16 protein-coding genes are annotated in these 16,116 nt (G+C 63.6%); 10 read left to right on the top strand and 6 right to left on the bottom strand.

Features of this window, described 5'->3' with window-relative positions; genetic code table 11:
• Nucleotides 1–560: 560 nt before the first annotated feature.
• Nucleotides 561–1,295 (bottom strand): DUF4429 domain-containing protein, encoded by a 735-nt coding sequence (locus FHS13_RS11010; RefSeq protein ID WP_184291194.1) that lies wholly within the window; start codon nt 1,293–1,295, stop codon nt 561–563.
• Between the two features lie 95 nt (nt 1,296–1,390).
• Nucleotides 1,391–2,782, bottom strand: a complete 1,392-nt coding sequence (locus FHS13_RS11005; protein WP_184291192.1) for a DUF6177 family protein — start codon at nt 2,780–2,782, stop codon at nt 1,391–1,393.
• Between the two features lie 233 nt (nt 2,783–3,015).
• On the opposite strand from FHS13_RS11005, the gene FHS13_RS11000 reads away from it, so the two are divergent.
• The 9 genes from FHS13_RS11000 (at nt 3,016) to FHS13_RS10960 (ending at nt 11,403) form a co-directional block, all read left to right on the top strand.
• Nucleotides 3,016–3,363: a hypothetical protein gene (locus tag FHS13_RS11000; protein WP_184291190.1), complete on the top strand. Its 348-nt coding sequence runs from the start codon at nt 3,016–3,018 to the stop codon at nt 3,361–3,363.
• Nucleotides 3,360–3,710, top strand: coding sequence for a DUF6507 family protein (locus FHS13_RS10995; RefSeq protein ID WP_184291188.1), 351 nt, complete (start codon nt 3,360–3,362; stop codon nt 3,708–3,710). Before FHS13_RS11000 ends, FHS13_RS10995 begins: the two co-directional genes overlap by 4 nt.
• Before the next feature lie 103 nt (nt 3,711–3,813).
• Nucleotides 3,814–6,534 (top strand): amidohydrolase family protein, encoded by a 2,721-nt coding sequence (locus tag FHS13_RS10990; protein WP_184291186.1) that lies wholly within the window; start codon nt 3,814–3,816, stop codon nt 6,532–6,534.
• Nucleotides 6,531–7,058 (top strand): hypothetical protein, encoded by a 528-nt coding sequence (locus FHS13_RS10985; protein ID WP_184291185.1) that lies wholly within the window; start codon nt 6,531–6,533, stop codon nt 7,056–7,058. The genes FHS13_RS10990 and FHS13_RS10985 overlap by 4 nt, the downstream gene beginning before the upstream one ends.
• Nucleotides 7,059–7,337: 279 nt before the next feature.
• Nucleotides 7,338–7,718 (top strand): toxin-antitoxin system YwqK family antitoxin, encoded by a 381-nt coding sequence (locus tag FHS13_RS10980; RefSeq protein ID WP_184291183.1) that lies wholly within the window; start codon nt 7,338–7,340, stop codon nt 7,716–7,718.
• A 142-nt stretch (nt 7,719–7,860) separates the two neighbouring features.
• Complete coding sequence (locus FHS13_RS10975) at nt 7,861–8,697, top strand: immunity 49 family protein (RefSeq protein WP_184291181.1); 837 nt, start codon at nt 7,861–7,863, stop codon at nt 8,695–8,697.
• A gap of 194 nt (nt 8,698–8,891) precedes the next feature.
• Entirely contained in the window at nt 8,892–9,728 is an 837-nt protein-coding gene (locus FHS13_RS10970) for an immunity 49 family protein (RefSeq protein WP_184291179.1), read from the top strand.
• Between the two features lie 259 nt (nt 9,729–9,987).
• The gene (locus tag FHS13_RS10965; protein WP_246405159.1) at nt 9,988–10,773 is read left to right on the top strand and encodes an immunity 49 family protein; all 786 of its coding nucleotides are present in this window, start codon (nt 9,988–9,990) and stop codon (nt 10,771–10,773) included.
• A gap of 87 nt (nt 10,774–10,860) precedes the next feature.
• The gene (locus tag FHS13_RS10960) at nt 10,861–11,403 is read left to right on the top strand and encodes a kinase (protein WP_184291175.1); all 543 of its coding nucleotides are present in this window, start codon (nt 10,861–10,863) and stop codon (nt 11,401–11,403) included.
• A gap of 94 nt (nt 11,404–11,497) precedes the next feature.
• Here the strand turns inward: FHS13_RS10960 and FHS13_RS10955 are convergent, their stop codons facing one another.
• Nucleotides 11,498–12,355 carry an ion transporter gene (locus FHS13_RS10955; protein WP_246405181.1) on the bottom strand — a complete coding sequence of 286 codons (858 nt, stop codon included), beginning with the start codon at nt 12,353–12,355 and terminating at the stop codon, nt 11,498–11,500.
• 517 nt (nt 12,356–12,872) lie between these two features.
• Between FHS13_RS10955 and FHS13_RS10950 the strand changes: the two genes are divergently transcribed.
• Nucleotides 12,873–13,424, top strand: coding sequence for a thymidine kinase (locus FHS13_RS10950; protein WP_184291172.1), 552 nt, complete (start codon nt 12,873–12,875; stop codon nt 13,422–13,424).
• A 45-nt stretch (nt 13,425–13,469) separates the two neighbouring features.
• Here FHS13_RS10950 and FHS13_RS10945 read toward each other — a convergent pair whose 3' ends face one another.
• From FHS13_RS10945 to FHS13_RS10935, 3 genes are read right to left on the bottom strand one after another with little or no spacing between them, the layout of a single operon-like run.
• Nucleotides 13,470–14,246 (bottom strand): hypothetical protein, encoded by a 777-nt coding sequence (locus tag FHS13_RS10945; protein WP_184291170.1) that lies wholly within the window; start codon nt 14,244–14,246, stop codon nt 13,470–13,472.
• Nucleotides 14,239–15,414: an NlpC/P60 family protein gene (locus FHS13_RS10940; protein WP_184291168.1), complete on the bottom strand. Its 1,176-nt coding sequence runs from the start codon at nt 15,412–15,414 to the stop codon at nt 14,239–14,241. The genes FHS13_RS10945 and FHS13_RS10940 overlap by 8 nt, the downstream gene beginning before the upstream one ends.
• A complete protein-coding gene (locus FHS13_RS10935; RefSeq protein WP_184291166.1) occupies nt 15,411–16,097 on the bottom strand; it encodes a hypothetical protein in 687 nt (228 codons plus the stop codon). Before FHS13_RS10935 ends, FHS13_RS10940 begins: the two co-directional genes overlap by 4 nt.
• Between the last annotated feature and the right edge of the window lie 19 nt (nt 16,098–16,116).

Raw genomic sequence — 16,116 nt, 5'->3', positions numbered from 1 at the left:
CTGATGGCATCTGCTCCTCTCGCTCTCGCGTTGCGTGTTCTTCCTGCTGCGATGTCCCCCGTGCGGGCGGGACACCGGTACTGCGGTACTGCCTTACTGCTGTACTGCGGTTGCTACCGGCCCCCGGCGCCTTCAAGCACGTGCGCGCCGGTCGAGCCGACCTTCTCTGTTACTGCACCTTCTCTGTTACTGCGCGGCCTCCCCCGTACCGGCGGGAGGCCGTTCCTGCGTTACTGCGGTACCACCGGCACCCGACGCCATCCGACACTGCGCGCCGGTCGAGCCCTACCGCGTCCTTCTTCCTGCTCCGGTGTCCCCCGTACGGGCGGGACTCCGGTACTGCGTCACTGCTTCCCACCGGCGTATCCGGTGGTCCATCTTTTGACCTCTGTGGCTACAACAGAAAAATTAGCACTGGAGGACCTGGATGTCTACACCGATCACTACAGATTTTCGTGTCCTCCCGGAGCAGGTATCGCCGGGCGGGGTGTGGCGGAGCGGATCGCCGAGCCGTGACCGGGCCCGGGCCCCGGGGCGGGGGTGCCCCGGGTGCCCTGGGGTCACTCGAGTTCCAGCCTCCGGCCCGCCCACACGTGGGCCGTGACGGTGGCCGCCATCATCAGGGTGAGGGCGTCCTCCCTCCCCTCGTTGCTGAGCAGGCAGGACAGGTCGTGCTTGGGCTTGGTGACCGGGGTCTGGACGGCCTCGGTGGTGGTGACGCGCAGATGGCCGTACTCCCAGCCGTCCGAGGGGACCCACTCGGCGCCGGTGACGTCGGACAGGGCGATCTCGCGGCGGTGCGCCTTCTTCTTGCGCGGGGAGGCGGCCGAGCCGGCCCAGATCAGCCGCACGGTGGCGCCGTCGAAGGCGGCCGTGCCCTCCTCCGTCTGGATGTGGAAGGGCAGCGGCGGCACGAGGCGCGTCGCCAGGTCGGCCGGGGCGGCGCCCTTCTCGGCCGCCTGCTCCGCGGCGAAGCGCAGCTGGTCGGACAGGTACTCGGCGACCAGCTCCGTCTTCGCCGGACCCACCAGCCGGAAGGGCTGCGACTTCTCCGCCAGCATCGCGCCCGCAGCGGCGTAGGGGTCGGTCCGCTCGCGCAGGCGCAGATCCAGTGTCCAGCGCTTGCGCCTGCTGTCGGAGAGGATGAAACCGACCGAGGCGATCGCGGCGACGGGGACCTCGCAGTGGCCCAACTCCTTCAGCATCGGATCCTTGAACCGGCCGGTGTGGTAGCGGATCGCGACGGTTTCGCCGTCGAAGCGCCATGTGGCCCGGTCTCCGCGCAATTCGTCCATGCGCGCATCCTAGGGGAGCGCTCCCTTGCCTCCGGGCCCGAGAGAACGGACCGCGATCGGCTGCGGGCACGGGGATCTGCGGGTCCCGGCCGGCGTCAGGAACCCGTGCCGGGGGCGGCGGCGAGGTGGCGCAGCTGGGCCTCGACCGCCGCGGACCGCAGCTGCGCGGGGGCCTCCTCGGGAACGCGGTACCAGAGCGCCCGGTCCGCGCCCCGGCCGAGGACAGTGCCCTTCAGCGGCCCCGACAGCAGGTACTCCTCGCCCGCACGGGTGAACGCGTCGGGGCCCAGAGCCATGCCCACCGCGGTGGCCAGTCCGTGCCAGCGCGGTTCGTAGGTCGTGTCTGCGCGGCCACGGCTCCTGCGGACGTGGAGGACCGACAGCAACCCTTCGGCTGCGAGCCCCTCCACCAAGGCTGGAAGGACCTGGAGCGGCAGCTCGGAGCGGTCCCCGTACCCGAAGGCGACGGAGATCCTCTCCTCGGAACGCTCCCCCTCCCAGCCGACACGGATACTGCCGCTGAACGCGGTCCCGCCACCGTGGCCGCCGTTGAAGTGGAACACCGAGGCGCGGGGTGCGCGGTGACGGGCCAGTCGGACGAGGCGCTCGCGGCTCCAGGCGGCCAGGGCCGGCTCGTGCGGACCCCACCCGGTCGGATGCGCCCCGGCCAGATGTTCGGCGAGGATCTCCGCGGCCCTGCCCAGGGGCGGGGCGAAGGAGGCCCGGTGCGTCACCGACAGGTCCAGGACCAGCTGTGCGCCCATGGGTGAGTCGTCGAGGAAGCCGGGAGCGGGTTCGGGGGCGGACTCCGCGGGCGGGACGGGGATGTAGGCGTGGCGGGGATGCCAGGTGAGCGGCAGGCCGCTGATGCCGTCGAAGTGGCTTCCGTCCAAGGCTCTGACCACCCACCGGGCGAGCGGTTGGGCAAGCAGGGTGCGCAAGGGGTAGGTGATGCGTGCCTCTGCCGGGGTGAGCAACTGGAGCGCGTGTCCCTGGGCGCCATGGGCGGAGACCGCGTCGGTCAGCCAGGAGGAGAGGGAGGCGACCTCGCGGTCCTGCGCCACGACGAAGGCCTCTTCCGCGACGGTCTCCACGGCCGGGTGGGAGGTCTCGGTCCACAGGCCGAACTCGGCCCGGCCCGAGGTCCACACACTGCTGCCCGAAGCGGTGGCCAGGGCGTCGGCGACGCTGTGCGCGACTCGGCGCCCCTCCGCATCGGGGCGGGCCCGCAGTTCCACCCACCAGCAGGTTTCCGGCAGGCCCAGAGCCGCGTCCGAACCCAGCAGACGTGCGACCTCGTCACGGTCCTCCACCAGCTGTGCGGGTTCCGCGGTGAGCAGTACCTGCCGCTGTGCGTCGCGCAGCTGCACGACCGCGCCGCCTTCGAGGGAGCGCACCAAGAGGTCGGGGCCGGCGCTGTGCAGCGCGCGGGCCAGCACGAGCGCATCGGGTTCCTGGGCCACGAGTGCCACCACGTCGTAGCTCAACGCTTCTCCTCGTCGGGTGGGGGGTGAGGCGGGAGGCAGGTTCGGGGAAGACCTGAGCCACGGCACGATCCGGCCACAGCTCTTCGAGCCAACCACATCTGTCGCAGGAAGGCGTGCCGTGTCAAGCCCTCCCGTGCACACTCGGTGACCGAATGTCGCCAGATGTCGGCATAATGCGCGCAAAAGGTGAGAAGCCGCTTAAGCCCGTGGAGGGCTTCCCATAAGGGGGCCGGATGAAGTTCGAGCTGGTGGAACCCAGTTCCTGGCCGGAGCACGCACCGGAACAGGAAGAGGCCGCGGTCGCCCGACCCGCTCCGCCACGGCAGGCGCCCCCGGTGCTGTTCGAGGACGACACCGAACGCCTGCGCAGCCGCAGCGAAGACCTGGGCAAGCGCCTGACCAGGACTCTTGCCGCGCTGCAGCCGACCCTCGACCGGATGCACGCCGCGATCGCCCGCTCCGAGCAGGACCACATGGCCGGAACCGGCCATGAGACACGAGCCACAGCGCCCGAGAACTTCCGGGCCAACCGCTTCAGACAGTCAACCTCCGAAACAGTCACGCCTGGAGGCAGCAGATGAGCAGCTGGGACATCGACGCACCCTCTGTCGGAGGCGTACTCAACACCGTGATGGGACTGCTCGGTGACGGGAGCGGCGATGCCCTGGACGGATCCCTGACCACCGCAGGAAACGGGATCGTGACGGCCGCGTCCGCCTCCTGCAGCGGTCCCGTGCAGAGCGAGCTCTACGTGTTCCTGGAGAACTACGGCCTGCTCGCCGAGGAGATGGTCAACCGCGCCGGGTCGGCGCTGGAGGGCTGCGCCCTGGCAGTGGACGCCTACCTCACCGGCGATCTGGAGATGGCCGAGGAGGCGCAGAACAGCGCCACCGCCGGCGAGGTCGACCCCCTCAACGTTCCGGTCTGACCCCTCCCCCGTTCCCACCCCCTGCTTCCCACACGGAGTCGACGTGCCCCCCATCGATGTCATCCGTCCCGTGGACGACCCCCGCAGCCAGCAGGCACTGCCCATGGACTTCATGGTCCTGATCGTCCCCGACTGCATCCCCATACCCGGGACCTCGGTGGAGATCCTTCAGGGGGCCGCAGCGGACATGCGCACCGCAGGAGAGGAGATCTGCGAGGGCGGCGAGGGTATCGAGGCCACCTGGCAGGGGCTGCAACCCCACTACACGGCCCCCGAGTCCGAGGACCTGTTCGCCGCGATGGGCCCGGTGGCCACCAAGGGCGGCACCATCCAGGACGACTTCACCGCCGTCGCCGACGCCCTGGACACCTTCGCCGACGAGGCCGACACCGCCAAGACGAAGCTGCGATCCCTCAAGGAGGACGCCCGCGCCTTCGTGGAGGAGGTCGGCGACGACGAGAAGTGGAACGCCGACCTGGAGAACTTCCATCGGAACCGCCAGCTGATCCTGGAGGTGAACCGGGTCTGGGGCGCCTTCCAAGAGGCCGAGCGAGCCTGCGCCAACGCCATCGCAGCGGTGACCGGATCGGGCAACACCTACGTGGCCGCGGGTGAGGAGCCGCCGGACACAGGCGAGATCGCCTACGGCATCGACCCTGCCGACATCCCCGATTCCGTCTACGACCTGACCACCTTCGAGGGCTGGAAACAGGGTTTGGGAGACAGCTGGGAGCACCTGACCCACGCCGACTTCCCCTGGCCCGTGGACTGGGCCCGTGACGCCTACATGGTCCAGTGGGACTACTTCGGCCCCGGCATGCTCTGGGACACGGGCGTGGGCGCCGTGGCCGGCATCGGGCTGTGGCGTGAGGGCAGCGGCTGGGCGAGCAGTGTCGGCGAGGCGGCCGACAACTTCGTCGCTCACAAGACCGAGACCCTTCAGGGTTACGGAGCCCTCGCCGGCTTCTACGGCGAGGAAGGGTGGATGAACCCCTTCGACGCCGACGAGCGCTCGTGGGACACGTGGAAGGCGAACGCCGGACCGGTCTGGACAGAGGTCGCCCACGACCTTGTTCCTTGGCGTGAATGGGACGAGCGCCCGGCCTACACAGTCACGGCAGCGGCAGGAAACGTTGCCCTCACGGTCGTCGGCCTTCCTGTCCGAGGGGGCATGCTCGCGGCGAAGATCGGCAACCTGGCGAGCGGCGGTATCGACACGGGCGGCGCCGATCTCGGCGCACTCGAGATGCGGGGCCTGGACGGCGGAGGGCAGCGCCCGGTCACGTTCTGGGGTAACGGGACCGCAGCCGATCCGGGCTTCGACCTGTCCGGATACATCAGCCGGGCCCAGAGCGGCTTCGGCGGAACCATGTCGGAGATCAACGGCCGCCTGGGCGAGATCGACACCGGCGCGCTTGCGAACATCTCTGAGTGGTCCGCGAACAGGGGCCTCACCGGCGCGGGCACAGACAGCAGAGGTCCGGCACCGGAACCGGCCGGCGAAAGCTCCGTCTTCAACCCGACGCCGGGCAGGCAGGACGCTTCAGCTGGTTCCGGGGGTCGGGAGGACGAGCCCGCCTGGAGAGAAACGTCGTCCGTCACAGGTGAACGTTCCGAGCAGAACGCCGAACCGCAGGACTCCGGCAACGACATGGACCGCGGACTGGCCGAGCTCCTGGATTCCGAGAACGGGTCGTCCGCGCCCCTGGACGCACTCCCGCCGCGCGATGTGGCCGCTTCGGAGGTCAACGCCCCGGGTCGGCCCATCGAACTGTCCGAGGAAGCGATGGAGCGCACCACCCAGGAACTCCTGGAGGAGGTCGAGGCCTTCAAGGCCGACGCCCCCGAGCTGTGGGAACAGCTGCACCGGCATCAGGAAGCCCTGGTCGGCAGCGACGGCATGGAGATCAACGCGAGCGACAGCAACCGCGTCGATGCCCGCAGCAATCTCGACATCACCAACAGCGTCGGCGACGACAACACCAGCGCGGAAGTTCGCAGCACTACCCAACGGACCAACATTCCAGCAGATCGAGTCAGTGGTTCCGACAACCCAATACTTGGAAGACGCCATCTAACATTATCCGAGGCCGCTCAAACTGAACTCATAGATGCCGGAAGAACTGGACAAGACACACCACCTTTCAGTGGACTTGACCCTGAAACAATGGAACCGACCACTTTGGAGGATGGGAAAAAACCAGGAGAGGTCCAATTCGGACACACCGATGCATCGAGGCGCTGGTTTGACGACACAGGACTTGCACACATCGAAGGACCTGACCAAGCCGAGCATGCCCGCATCTATAATAGAATCCGGTCTACAGAGGGAGACACCCAGAAAATTGCTGATTACACAGGAATCAGACTCGAAGTTATAGATAGAATCAAAAATCATATATTTCTACGCGACCACGAGATCACAGTTTCCCCTGGCGACACCAGAATAGGAAGATTTACCCCGATGCCGCATATCGCCAAGTGGTGGCTAGAAGCCCAGGAGGGAAAAATTCCAGAAAACGAGAAAGGTGCATTTTTGAGATGGCTCACCCACGAGTCGGTCGAAAGTAAACTCATGGAATGGGGAATGCCATACCGATCAAGCAACAGCGCCGCTTTCGAATGGGATGAAATATGGGAGGAGGAAGTGCCCAAACCAACACCTGATCACTATGGCGCGCATGATTTATCTCCGTCTGAAAATCAGCAAGATCCCTACGGTCACTACCTCCCCGAATGGCGAGCCCCAGACATCTCACCAAATGCCGACCTATCAAACTCCGAAGAGATCGCTCAGATAATATTCGAAAGGTTCAATAAATGAGAGAATGGCATACAGGAATCGCAGAGAAGCTCAGCCGAGTCGAGTGGAGCAGCAGGAGCCAGCGCCGCCGCTCTCAGGCTCGCCTAGTCCAGGAATACCTAAGAAGGTCCGCCTTGTGGTCGCTGGAAATCGGAGGCGGGGGGTGGCCTTTCTTTGACATTGCTGAATCAATAGACCCTGGAATTAGGGCCACAGACGAAGCAATATCAGAGGCACTTGACATCCTTCCAAGTCTTTCTACCTTCTACGTTCGGCGCACGGTAGAGTGGTCGATACATTTTTCCGTTCTCCGAGACTCAAAGAAGGACATGCCGAACCTTCCTTGCCCATTCGAACCCCTACTAACAGTCTACTATAGAGGAGATTTTATAAACTACACCCCAGATGGGCTAATTGAAGTGGACGGCATCAATGTGCCCAGGGGAAACAAAAATCGATATGCGAAGATTAAGCCTTTCGAGCACATCTCCCCTGAGGCGCTTGAAAAGTTTGACAAGGAATACGAAGAGCGAAAATCACAGTGAGGCGGCTTCAGCAACTGAGAGGCGAAAGGAAATTGGTGGTAAATACGAAAAACTCGCCCATGGATGCACTTCTCGTCTTTATTGCCGATTTTCTTCTGGTTCCCGGCCGCTGAGATCAACTCAATATATTCATCTTTCGCAAAAAAGTCAACATAACACCCTACTTCCCTAGCTGCACTTCCCTCATCCCAGATACTAAAAATCCTGTTGCCGGGCGCAGGATCAAAGCGGCGCAGGGGCTGGACCAGGAAATTAAGTACGACGACTGGCGCAAACCAGGTGAACGAAGAAGGCCTTGACTATAACTACGACGAAAACTTGACCCTTTACAAGGGATCCCCCTTCACAGGACAAGCAGTGGAAAGGAATTCCAAAGGAAATATAGTAGAGCTGGCCACATACAAAAAAGGAATAGAGCACGGCCTCCAGAAGTCATGGCACCCTGAGGGGGACATCAAGTCCGAGGGTTTCACCAATTCTGGTATTGCTTGCGGAGTGTGGAAAAGCTGGTTCCCCAATGGGCAGATATCCGAAGAGACGGAGTTCGACGCATCGGGAAACAGGATCTACCTGAGGCAGTGGAACATCAGCGGTGAGATCACGAGAGAAGAGTACTTCCATGAACGCCTCGCTCCGCCCATCACCCCGGAGGAACAGTAGGATGACGCCAGCAAACCTTTGTCGATCAGGGCGTCCAAATTCCAATTTCCATTAAAACATCCGTGCAAATAGAGAAAAACAACATACAATGTTGGCAGACATCCCCAGACATGACCTGAGTATGCCTCACTACAGAAGTCGCATGGCCGAATTTCCCGAAGAGATCGAGGAACAGGTCTCCTGGTTGGTCAACAAACCGATGATGGCCGACATGGCTCTGCACAGCATCGGCCTGGAGGCACGCATCTGCCTGTCGGTGGACCCGACCGCTGGTGAATGGCTCACCTGGGAGGCCTGGACCACCTGGATGCAGGTCGCCGAGGCGCCCTTCGCGATGTGCTCCATCCCACCGGGCGAGACCGTCGAACGCATCATCAACCAGAAGCGCCGCACGCTGCGCTACCTGCCTCCGGGCCCCGAGTGCGACGCGGGCACCTGGCTGACCGCATTCTCCCTGGCTGTCACCTGCCGTGACGAGGACCGCGTCGCGTCCCTGTGCCAGATCACCCCCGCCTTCCTCAAGGAGGCAAGCGAGAAACGTGGAGGGGCCTACGACGAGTACATCTACTTCTTGATCGCGGCTGTCCAGGACTTTATCCTCAACCGGCCCACGCTGGGTGACAACCTCTACCAGGCCATAGATCTGTCCAGGCCCGAGAACGCCTCCATCAACGACGCGGAGGGGCTCAACTGCCTGGTCTTCCCGGTTATCGAGAGCCTCTATCGGCTCGCCCAAAAGGACACCGAGAAGTTCAACGAGGCCATGGAACAGGGCATCCGCCTCTTCCGTACCTACTACACCGCCAACGAAGAACGCTCCAAGGACAAGCAAGGGACCGTGCCCCTCCATCTGTTCGGGATAGCGTGCATGGCCTACGACCTCGCCCAGATCTTCCCCGACTTCAACCCCGATCTGGAATCCGGCTACCTGCCCAAGCACATCCTCAAACGATCCCGGCATGGAGAACTCGAGATCTGACCAGCCGATCAAGGGCGCTAAGACCAGCCACTTCTGAGCCAGGGCTATACCCCAGAACACACTGAAGTGATGTCGGTAATTATTCGCCGAGCAAGACGCCCCAATACGAACCCCCATAGAACTAAAGAAAGTACTACAAGATGCTGGCAGACATCCCCAGACATGACCTGAGTATGCCTCACTACAGAAGTCGCATGGCCAAATTCCCCGAGAAGATCGAAAAACAGGTCTCCTGGTTGGTCAACAAACCGATGATGGCCGACATGGCTCTGCACAGCATCGGCCTGGAGGCACGCATCTGCCTATCAGTGGACCCGACCGCTGGTGAATGGCTCACCTGGGAGGCCTGGACCACCTGGATGCAGGTCGCCGAAGCGCCCTTCGCGATGTGCTCCATCGCACCGGGTGAGACCGTCGAACGCATCATCAACCAGAAACGCCGCACGCTGCGCCACCTGCCCCCGGGCCCCGAGTGCGACGCGGGCACCTGGCTGACCGCATTCTCCCTGGCTGTCACCTGCCGTGACGAGAACCGCGTCGCGTCCCTGTGCCAGATCACCCCCGCCTTCCTCAAGGAAGCCAGCGAGAAACGTGGAGGGGCTTACGACGAATACATCTACCCCTTGATCGCGGCCGTCCAGGACTTCATCCTCAACCGGCCCACCCTGGGTGACAACCTCTACCAGGCCATGGACCTGTCCCGGCCCGAGAACGCCTCCATCAGCGACGCCGAGAGGCTCAACTGCCTGATCTTCCCGGTCATCGAAAGCCTCTATCGGCTCGCCCAAAAGGACACCGAGAAGTTCAACGAGGCCATGGAACAGGGCATCCGCCTCTTCCGTACCTACTACACCGCTGACGAAGAGCGTTCCAGGGACAAGCAAGGGGTCGTGCCCCTCCATCTGTTCGGGATAGCGTGCATGGCCTACGACCTGGCCCAGATCTTCCCCGACTTCAACCCCGACCTGGATTCCGGCTACCTGCCCAAGCACATCCTCAAACGATCCCGGCATGGAGAACTCGAAATCTGACCAGCCGACAGACGGAAGAAGAAGACCATGAACGCGCGCTTTCATCCGCTGTCCCGAACCACGGGAGAACGATGCCAGCGAGTCTTTTCCGAGCAGCACACTCGAATTGGGATTCCACTAAAAAGTCCGTGCAACCAGAGAAAAATATCGCAAGATGCCAGCATCCATTCCCAGACATGATGTAAGCCTTCCACACTACAGAAGGCGTTCGGAGAAATACCCGGAGGAGATCGAAAAGCAGGTCACCCGACTTGCCAAGATGCCGCCGACCGCCGGCATGGTCTTCGACAACATCGCGCTCATGACCAAGATTTATCTCGCTGTGGACCCCAGTGGCGCGCACCTGTACACCTGGGAGGCCTGGACGACGTGGATGCAGGTCGCCGAGGCGCCCTTCGCGATGTGCTCCATCGCGCCGGGTGAGACCGTCGAACGCATCATCAACCAGAAGCGCCGCACGCTGCGCCACCTGCCCCCGGGCCACACTTGCGATGCCGGTACCTGGCTGACCGCATTCTCCCTGGCTGTCTCCTGCCGTGACGAGAACCGCGTCGCGTCCCTCTGCCAGATCACCCCCGCCTTCCTCAGGGAAGCCAGCGAGAAACACGGCGGAGCCTACGACGAATACATCTACCCCTGGATCGCGGCCCTCCAGGACTTCATCCTCAACCGGCCCACGCTGGGTGACAACCTCTACCAGGCCATGGACCTGTCCAGGCCCGAGAACGCCTCCATCAGCGACGCCGAGAGCCTTAACCTTCTGGTCTTCCCGGTCATCGAAAGCCTCTATCGGCTCGCCCAACAGGACACCGAGAAGTTCAACGAGGCCATGGAACAGGGCACCCGCCTCTTCCGCGCCTACTACACCGCTGACGAAGAACGCTCCAGGGACACCAACGGTGCTGTGCCCCTTCAGCTGTTCGGGATAGCGTGCATGGCCTACGACCTGGCCCAGGTCGTCCCCGGCTTCAACCCCGACCTGGAATCCGGATACCTGCCCAAGCACATCCTCGAAAGGTCCCGGTACAGCGAAACCGAACTCTGACCATGTCTGCCCGGGTCCGGAAGTTCTTGGCCCCGAACGGGGCCTGTAGGGCCCCGCCGACACCAACCGGCCTCTAGGGTCGCAGGCATGGCCGGTACAGGAAGCGCGAGTACGCGCCTGGTGGTGATCCGGGGGAACTCCGGTTCGGGCAAGAGCAGCATCGCCCGAGCGCTGCGTGAAGCCTACGGCCGTGGCCTGGCCGTCATCGAACAGGACTATGTGCGCCGCGTCGTCCTCAAGGAGAAGGACCGGCCCGGAGCGGCCAACATCGGGCTCATCGACCTGATGGCCCGCCATGCTCTGGACGCCGGCTTCCATGTGGTGGTCGAAGGAATCCTGTACGCCGATCGGTACGGCGACATGCTCACCTCATTGATGCGCGACCACCGCGGCCTCTCGCGCTGCTACTACCTGGACATCCCCTTCGCGGTGACGTTGGAGCGGCACGCGACCAAGCCCGTGGCCGACGAGTTCGGGGAGGCGCAGATGCGCGAGTGGTGGCGTCCTCGTGACCTGCTTCCCGGAGGAGCCGAGACGGTGATCGACGAGCACAGCAGCATCGCCCAGGCTGTCGCGCGGATCCTCGACGACTGCTGCCTCACCGCGCTGCCTCCGGGGCAGAGCGGATAGTTCCGGCTCCTTGTGCCGCCCCCGCTGGAGGAGCAGGGTCGGTACGGGCTGAGGTGCCCCGGCGCAGGAAGCCGCGAACCGCCTCGTCCGGTGCTCACTCCTCCAGATCGGCCAGGGGGCGGCCGTTGCTCCGGGGCAGATCGACATCCTGGGAAGGGGACGGGGGCGGGATGACTGTCAGCTCCTCCAGGGTCTCGGGCACTTCCCCGTTGCGTGTGTCGCCGCCGGTGACCATCCTCTGCAGCCGCTCCACCTGGAGGCTCAGGTCGGCCAGGCGTGCCATGACGGCCTCGTGCTGGACCGCCTCCAGCTCCTGGTCCTCGTTCCAGCGCAGCTCGTTGACCTCCTGCTCCATGGAGGTCACGATCACGCCGATGACGAGGTTGAGCATGACGAACGTCGTCAGCGCGATGTAGCCGACGAAGAAGATCCATCCCATGGGGTAGTGCACCAGGACCGCGTCGGAGACGTCCGGCCAGTTCTCCGTGGTCAGGAGCAGGAACATCGTGTAGAGCGAGGTACCCAGGTCACCGAAGAACTCGGGGACGGCCCGGCCGAAGAGCTGGTGCGAGATGATCGCCGCCGTGTAGATGACCACGAGGAACAGTCCGACCACGGCCCCCATCCCCGGGACGGACCTGAACAGCGCCGTGATGATCATCCGCATCTGCGGGACGGCCGTCACTATGCGGAGCACCCGCAGTACCCGGAGGATCCTCAGCACCGAGAACTGCTCCGTCACGGGGATCACCGAGACGAGGACCACCAGGAAGTCGAACCAGTTCCAGGGGCTGCGGAAGAAGTCTCCCCTCTCCGCGTAGATCTTGAGGGTCATTTCGACTACGAAGATCCCGACGATCACGTGTTCCGCCATCAACAGATACGGAAGTGCGGAACCACCATAAGTAGCCCAACCTAAAACAACCGCATTGATCAGAATCACCGTGAGCATTCCGTTGGAGAACCAGTTGCTCTCCACCACCCGCTTGACTTGCTCACGCCCCAATTGCCCGAACACCTCCAGGTATGTACTTGTGATTCGGGCAGCAAGCACCCGAAGACACCGGAAACCGGCCTCCCCCCAGCGGCGCACAAGCCTTTCACAGAGGCTGCACAGGACCGCTGACCGCCCCCGCAGGAACCGCCGACCCCGGGCCGCAACACCCTGAAGAGGGCGTTTCCCCTGCCCCGGAACAGGAGCCCGATACAGCCGCGCGGAAGGCGACCGACTTCGTCCGTTCACTTCCTTTTTCGGATGGAGCCCGGCCTCTTTGCCTACGGTCCAAAAACCGCCCCCTCGGCAGGAATACCGCGCCCCATCGGCGTACAGAGTCTCTCAAGAAGTGGGATGCGGGCATCCGGGCGGGGGTTCGAGGGAGGCGCCGCGACGCTGGTATGTTCTCTGCTGGCCAGGCGGCCGACCGCCCGAGCCGTCGACAGCACCGGAGCCCGCGACCGAGGAAGAGGCAATGGCGGAGCTGAAGTACTTCACCGGGGCGATGAACTCGGGCAAGAGCACCATGGCGCTCCAGGAGCACCACTCCCGAGGCAGCGAGGGCGTGCTGTACACCAAGCAGGACCGGGCGGGCTCGGGGATCATCTCGTCCCGGTTGGGGCTGAAGTCGCCCGCCGTCGAGGTGACCGACCACCTGGACCTGTACGACGACGTCGCCGCCCGCAAAGCGCCGTACGTGATCTGCGACGAGGCCCAGTTCCTGTCACCGAAACAGGTGGGGCAGCTGGCCGGGGTCGTGGACGGCATGGGGATCGACGTGTACTGCTACGGGATCCTCACCGACTTCCAGGGAAGGCTGTTCCCGGGGTCGCAGAGGCTGGTGGAGCTGGCGGACAAGATCGAGGTCCTGCCGGTGTCGGCGCGGTGCTGGTGCGGGGGACGTGCGACGCACAACGCGCGGGTGGTGGACGGTGTGATGATCTACGAGGGCGAACAGGTCCACATCGGGGGCAACGAGTCGTACGCCACGCTGTGCCGCCACCACTTCATGGCCGGGGTTGCGTGAGTCCTAGCAGGAACCAATTATTTCCCTTTAAAACAGGCCACAAGATCAACGCGGAATGAGTCGGTAGAACCGACCATGAAGTCTTTCAATCAAGTCTCTTGACTGCCTTTCAAAGTCGATCTCAGGAACCATGCCCCCTTCAACATCCTCAGAGGATCCAGAGAAAGAGACAGAATAGACAGCGCTCCTTGTTTGCGCAACCACCATGTACCGACTCACAGAACCCTGAGCCACACCGTAGAAGTAATGAGCAGAGTCAGCCCACTTGCGTTGACCCTTACTTTCCACTGAGGAAAAACCATCTTCCGCCGAAGACGATACCTCAGAGAATATATCTTGAGCGCTTTGGTCACGGTCGCCATCAGGAGAATGTATGACTGCGCGGTAATCAAAGTCGAGGACCCATTCAGAGGTAACCCCGTACATAGGAGTCACAAGAAACGAACAAGCTCCTGAGACCATGCGCGCATCCCCGGCCTCATATCCAGACTCCAAGGCGTCATCAGAATGACTACTCGAAGCAACTTCAGAGATATTTATATCTGATATCTCCGTCAAGTAGTCATCACACAAGTTAAGGCCACCAGGCTCCAGACTTTCCCTTGGCTTCCCGCTTTGCTCAACACCTGCATGATACTCGGGCGAATCCACACCAGAGGAAGTCGTATTTACTAGGAGGCCAGCAATCATGACAATAACGCCGAATACGCCAAAGGCCGCCAACGTTCCACAGCCGAAGACGGCGGCCGCAGCCTTCCACCCGTGAAGCCCCTGCTTCTTCGGCCGCTGCTTCTGCTTGGTTTCCGCCTTGTCGTCAGCCACGGTTGTCCTGCGCCTCCAGCTGCGCCTTCACGTCCGGGTGCTCAAGCGGACGGGTGAACCCCGTGATGCTCGAACGATTGGGGTCATCGTACTCACGCACCGCGATCGGTCCACAGTTGGTGCACCAGGCCTCCACCATCAGCCCGTCACCGATCACCATTCCCACATGGCCGGGCCCGGGAGGCTCCCCCGACCGCGAGACGTTGAAGAACACCAGGTCACCGGGCTGTTCTTCTCCCGGCTCGACCTCGGGTCCGAATTTCCATTGATCCTGGGAGATCCGCGGAATGGTCACGCCGATACTCGCGTAGGCCTTCAGCATCAGCCCCGAGCAGTCGAACCCGTTCGGCCCGGTGCCGCCCCAGATGTAGGGCTTTCCCCGCTGGCTCAGCGCCCAGTCGACGACCGCCTGCGTGAGGTCGTCGGGGGCCCTGCCGATGGGAATGCCGTCCGCGTCCAACTCGCATGTCACGGACGTCTGAATGGCCCCCGATGTGTTGAACTGGCCGTCCGCATACTTTTCCGCCCATTCCAGCACGTCGTCCACGTACCACCAGGCGTGGTTGTAGCCGTAGATGGCTTTGCGGACGTCGTCCTCGATCCCGTGGGCAATCAGATAGTCGGCGGCTGCGGGAATGGCGTCGGCAGGGTCGTAGACGTTGACGATCCCGTCGCCGTTGCCGTCGACCCCGTATCCGTTCTCCGGGCGTTCCTCGACGGGCTGGACCGGTTCGCCACCCCAGCTGTTGCCGGCGGCCGAGCCGTCCAGGGCGCCGAACTGCATGGGGCCGGCCGCACCCCAGTCGTTGTGCCCCTCCTTGATCCCGGGGCCCTCCCAACGCCCGTGGTGGGACTCCACCTGGCCGACGCCGGCAAGGATGTTCCAGGGGATTCCCCGGTCCTCCCCCGTCTCCTTGTACAGCTCCAGGTAGTTCTCCGGGATGGAGTCCATCGCATAGCCGCTCGCGTCGGGCTGCTCGGAGGTGGTGCCCGGACCGCACACCAGCCCGCTCGTCATGAGCGTGCCCATCTGCTGGGTGGTGTTGGTGATCAGCGGGATCACGACCATCGCGCTCATGAACATCACCGCGACTCCGACGGCGGCAGCCACGCCGATCCACACACCCGCCCCGCCGCGGTCCCCTGTTCCCCGCAAGAGGGAGATCACCCCGTTCTCTCCTCTCCCAGCTGTCCGGCGTCGGCAGGCTGGAAGTCGTAGACCTTCCACGAACTACCGCTGCGGACGACCGTGATCGCGAACTCGCCGAGGTCCTCGTCGAACTCCTCGTTCGAGGTCTCGGTGATGGACTGCGCCGTCACCACGAAGGTGATCGAGTCGTCCCCGAAGCTCCTGATCTGCTCGATCTCGGCGCGGCCCTCGGCCACGGCCTCGGCCTCGGACATCTCGTCCCAGAAGGCACCGGCCCTGGAGCTCTCCAACACCTCGGAGTACTCGGCGGTGGCCAGCGCACGCAGCGAGGAGTAGTAGGTCTCGGGAGGCTCCGTGTAATCGATGGTCCCGTACGCCTCGGCAAAGCCCTGAGCCGTCGCTCCGGCCGTCTGCAGCTCCTCTTCGCTGAAGGGGAACCATTCCAGGACGTCCGCATCTCCGGCACCGGTGGTCGGGAGCGGGCTCGGCTCCACCGTGGAGAGGCCGTCGGGGACGGCGACAGGTCCGCTGTCCTGCTGCGGGGTCTCCGTGTCCTGGGCCGTCTCCTGCCGCTCCTGTTCCTCGTCCTCGTTCCCGCCACCGAGGCCGCCCACGCTGAGGTACACCCCGAAGGCGACCAGCACGGCGATGAGACCGATGAACACGAACCGCTGGACGCGTTCGTCAAGGGGGTTGGGCATTGCTCGGGGCCTTTGTCCG

The organism is Nocardiopsis algeriensis (assembly GCF_014203695.1).
Taxonomy (GTDB): domain Bacteria; phylum Actinomycetota; class Actinomycetes; order Streptosporangiales; family Streptosporangiaceae; genus Nocardiopsis; species Nocardiopsis algeriensis.
Note: the sequence above shows the minus strand (reverse complement) of the source record. Positions and strands in the feature narration are given on the sequence as shown.